Annotated in this window: 4 protein-coding genes; 2 read left to right on the forward strand and 2 right to left on the reverse strand. The window is 71.0% G+C overall.

The window, feature by feature from the left end:
• The coding region (locus RDU12_RS13745; RefSeq protein WP_374990223.1) for an FAD-dependent oxidoreductase at positions 1–251 on the forward strand (251 nt) is incomplete at its 5' end.
• 41 nt (positions 252–292) lie between these two features.
• The gene (locus RDU12_RS13750) at positions 293–715 is read left to right on the forward strand and encodes a DUF6491 family protein (RefSeq protein WP_300292556.1); all 423 of its coding nucleotides are present in this window, start codon (positions 293–295) and stop codon (positions 713–715) included.
• A gap of 3 nt (positions 716–718) precedes the next feature.
• Here the strand turns inward: RDU12_RS13750 and scpA are convergent, their stop codons facing one another.
• Together scpA and RDU12_RS13760 are read right to left on the reverse strand one after the other, a co-directional pair.
• Positions 719–2,860: a methylmalonyl-CoA mutase gene (gene scpA / locus RDU12_RS13755; protein ID WP_300292558.1), complete on the reverse strand. Its 2,142-nt coding sequence runs from the start codon at positions 2,858–2,860 to the stop codon at positions 719–721.
• Positions 2,857–3,758: methylmalonyl-CoA mutase family protein (locus tag RDU12_RS13760; protein ID WP_308685185.1), on the reverse strand; the 902-nt coding region annotated here is incomplete at its 5' end. The genes RDU12_RS13760 and scpA, both read right to left, overlap by 4 nt.

Here is a 3,758-nt window from a genome sequence, read left to right on the forward strand (position 1 = left end):
GCCGCGCCGCGATTCGCGCCACCACGCCGGACCGCCTGCCACTGGCCGGCGCGCTGGTGCCGGGCCTGTTCGCCCTGACCGGCCTGGGCTCGCGCGGCTTCTGCGTCGCCCCCCTGCTGGCCGAGCACATCGCGGCCCTGGCGACCGGCGCGCCCTCGCCCCTGCCGGCGGCTTTGGCCGCGCGGGTCGACCCGAAGCGGTTCGTGATGGCCGCCCCCCTTGCGCAACCTTCACCGGAGGCGGACGGTTAGGATTGAGACAGGGCGTCTTTCAGAGAACCGGAGAGCCAAACATGACCCGTCTGATTTCCTGGCCCGCCATCGCCGCGGTCGCCGCCCTGACGGCCTCCTGCGCGCCGACCCCCGACATGATGGGATCCGGCGGCGACGGCGCCCGGCCCGAGCACCAGTGTTTCAGCGCCGAGCAGGTGCGCAATTTCCGCGCCGGGGGGCCGGGCCAGCTCTATATCAGGGTCATGCGGAATCAGGTGTTCGAGCTGAATTCCTCGGGCGGCTGCACCGATCTGGACTTCACCCAGCAGCTCGCGATCACCCCTGACGTCGGCGCCATGGCCGGCGGACGCATCTGCACCGGCGACTGGGCCCGGATCACCCTGCCCGCCTCGTCCGCCCCACCCCGGACCTGCCGCGCCCGGGTCAGCCGCATGCTGACCGAGGCGGAGATCGCGGCCCTGCCCGACGCCCACCGGCCCTGAGATTCAGGCCTTCTGGGCGTAGCCGAGGCGCTGGTTCAGCTTGTCGATCAGGTCGATGGCGGTGTCGGCGATGACCGAGCCGGGCGGGTAGACCGCCGCCGCGCCCATATCGATCAGGGTCTGGACGTCCGACGGCGGGATCACCCCGCCGACCACGATCATGATGTCCGACCGGCCCAGCTTCTCCAGCTCGGCCTTCAGTTCGGGCACGAGCGTCAGGTGGCCCGCCGCCAGCGACGAGGCGCCGACGGCGTGGACGCCGCGCTCGACCGCCTCCTTCGCCGCCTCGGCCGGGGTCTGGAACAGCGAACCGGCCGTCGCCTCGAAGCCGAGGTCGCCATAAGCGGTGGCGATGACCTTCTGGCCGCGGTCGTGACCGTCCTGACCGAGCTTGGCGATCAGGACGCGCGGCGGGCCGCCGTCGTTCTCGACGAAGGCGGCGACCATGCCGCGGGCGCGGGCGATCTTCGGATCGTCGCCGGCCTCCTTCGCATAGACGCCGGAGACGGTCTTCACCGTGGCCACGTGGCGGCCGAAGGCGGCCTCCAGCGCATCGGAGATCTCGCCGACGGTGGCGTAGGCGCGGGCGGCCTCGACCGACAGCTGCAGCAGGTTGGCGTTCCCGCGCGCCCCGGCGGTCAGGGCGTCCAGCGCCGCCTGGGTCTTCGCCTCGTCGCGTTCGGCGCGCAGCCGTTTCAGCTTGTCGAGCTGGGAGGTCAGGACGGCGGCGTTGTCGACCTTGAGCACCGGGATGTCGTCGACGTGGTCGGCGAGGTATTTGTTCACCCCCACCACCGTCTGCTGGCCGGTGTCGATCCGGGCCTGCGTCTTCGCCGCCGACTCCTCGATGCGGAGCTTGGGCACCCCGGCCTCGATGGCTTTCGCCATCCCGCCCAAGGCCTCGACCTCGGCCATGTGGGCGCGGGCCTTTTCGGCCAGTTCGTGGGTCAGGCGCTCGACGTAGAAGCTGCCGCCCCACGGATCGATGACCCGGGTCAGGCCGGTCTCCATCTGCAGCAGCAACTGGGTGTTGCGGGCGATGCGGGCCGAGAAGTCGGTCGGCAGGGCCAGGGCTTCGTCGAGGCTGTTGGTGTGCAGACTCTGGGTCTGGCCGCCCGCCGCCGCCATGGCCTCGACCATGGTGCGGCTGACATTGTTGAACACATCCTGCGCCGCCAGCGACCAGCCGGAGGTCTGGCAGTGGGCCCGCAGCGACAGGGAGCGCGGATCCTTCGCGCCGAATTTCGACACGGCCTCGGCCCACAGCAGGCGCCCGGCGCGCAGCTTGGCCACCTCCATGAAATAGTTCATGCCGATGGCCCAGAAGAAGCTCAGGCGCGGGGCGAACCGGTCGATCGGCATGCCGGCGGCGACCCCGGCCTTCATGTATTCGACGCCGTCGGCGAGGGTGTAGGCCAGCTCCAGATCGGCCGAGGCCCCGGCCTCCTGCATGTGATAGCCGCTGATCGAGATCGAGTTGAATTTCGGCGCGTGCTCGGCCGTCCAGGCGAAGATGTCCGAGATGATCCGCATGCTCGGCTCGGGCGGGTAGATGTAGGTGTTGCGGACCATGAACTCCTTGAGGATGTCGTTTTGGATGGTCCCGGTCAGGGCGCTGTGGGCCACGCCCTGCTCCTCCGCCGCGACGATGTAGAGGGCCAGAACCGGCAGGACGGCGCCGTTCATGGTCATCGACACGCTCATCCTGTCCAGCGGGATGCCGTCGAACAGGGTGCGCATGTCGTAGATGGAATCGATGGCCACGCCGGCCATGCCGACGTCGCCCCGGACGCGCGGATGGTCGCTGTCGTAGCCCCGGTGCGTCGCCAGATCGAACGCGATCGACAGCCCCTTCTGACCGGCCTCGAGGTTGCGGCGGTAGAAGGCGTTGGAGGCCTCGGCCGTCGAGAAGCCGGCGTACTGGCGGATGGTCCAGGGGTTGGACGCATACATCGTCGGATAGGGGCCGCGATGGTAGGGCGCGATCCCGGGCAGGCCGCGGATGAAGTCGAGGCCGTCGAGGGCCGAGGCGTCATAGGCCGGGGCCACGGTCAGGCCTTCGGGGGTGTTCCACGGCTCGCGGGCCGGACCGGCGCCGACGGGGGCCAGGTCCAGATCGATCCGGGTGAAGTTCGGGGCGCTCATCGGCCGGCCTCCTTCGATTCGAATGGCGCGGCGAGGCGCATCGGGGTCAGGGGCTCGCAGGCGTCGCCGCCGCCATCCGGGGCGACCGGCCGGTCCGGTTCGACAGGGGCGGGGCGGGGGTCGGAGTCGACGAATTTGGTCACCCCCACCATCTGGGCGACGCCGCCCGCGAGCGCCGCTTCCAGCGTCTGCCGGGCCCGGGCCACGCGGGGCTGGATCAAATGGCCGCGCAGGGCCTCGACGATGCCGCCCTCGGCCTCGATCTTCTGGAACTCGGCCCAGCCGGCCTCGGCCAGTTCGCGGGTGCGCTGGTCGAGGAACCACGAGCCCGCCGCCGGGTCGTCGACGCGGCCGATGTGGGCCTCTTCCATCAGCACCAGCTGGGTGTTGCGCGCCTGACGGCGGGCGAAGGCGTCGGGTCGGCCGCTGGCCCGCGAGAAGCCGTCCAGCACCACCGCATCGGCGCCGCCGACCGCGCCGGCGAATCCGGCGGCGGTCAGCCTGAGCAGGTTCGGCCACGGGTCGCGCGCCGACAGCATCCGCCGCGACGACCGCGCCTCGATGATCGCGGGCGTCCCGGCCCCGAAGGCGCGGCTGAGCGAACGCCAGATCAGTCGCAGGGCGCGGACCTTGGCGAGGCTGTCGAAATATTCCTGGTCGACCGCGACGCCGAGCACCGTCCCCTTCAGCGCCTGCTCCGCCGTCATCCCGGCCTTGAGGGCCGCCCTGACCAGAGCTGCGGCGTTGGCGGCGATGAAGGCCAGTTCCTGACCGATCGAGCCGCCGGCCTCGTGGACGACGCGGCCGCCGGCGAGGAAAAAGGTCGCCTCGGGATAGGCTCCCGCGTGGCGCGCCGCCGTGTTGGCGGCCAGCATAAGGTGCTCCTCCACGGAGCGCG

Origin of the sequence: Brevundimonas sp. (genome assembly GCF_031082345.1) — a bacterium.
Taxonomy (GTDB): domain Bacteria; phylum Pseudomonadota; class Alphaproteobacteria; order Caulobacterales; family Caulobacteraceae; genus Brevundimonas.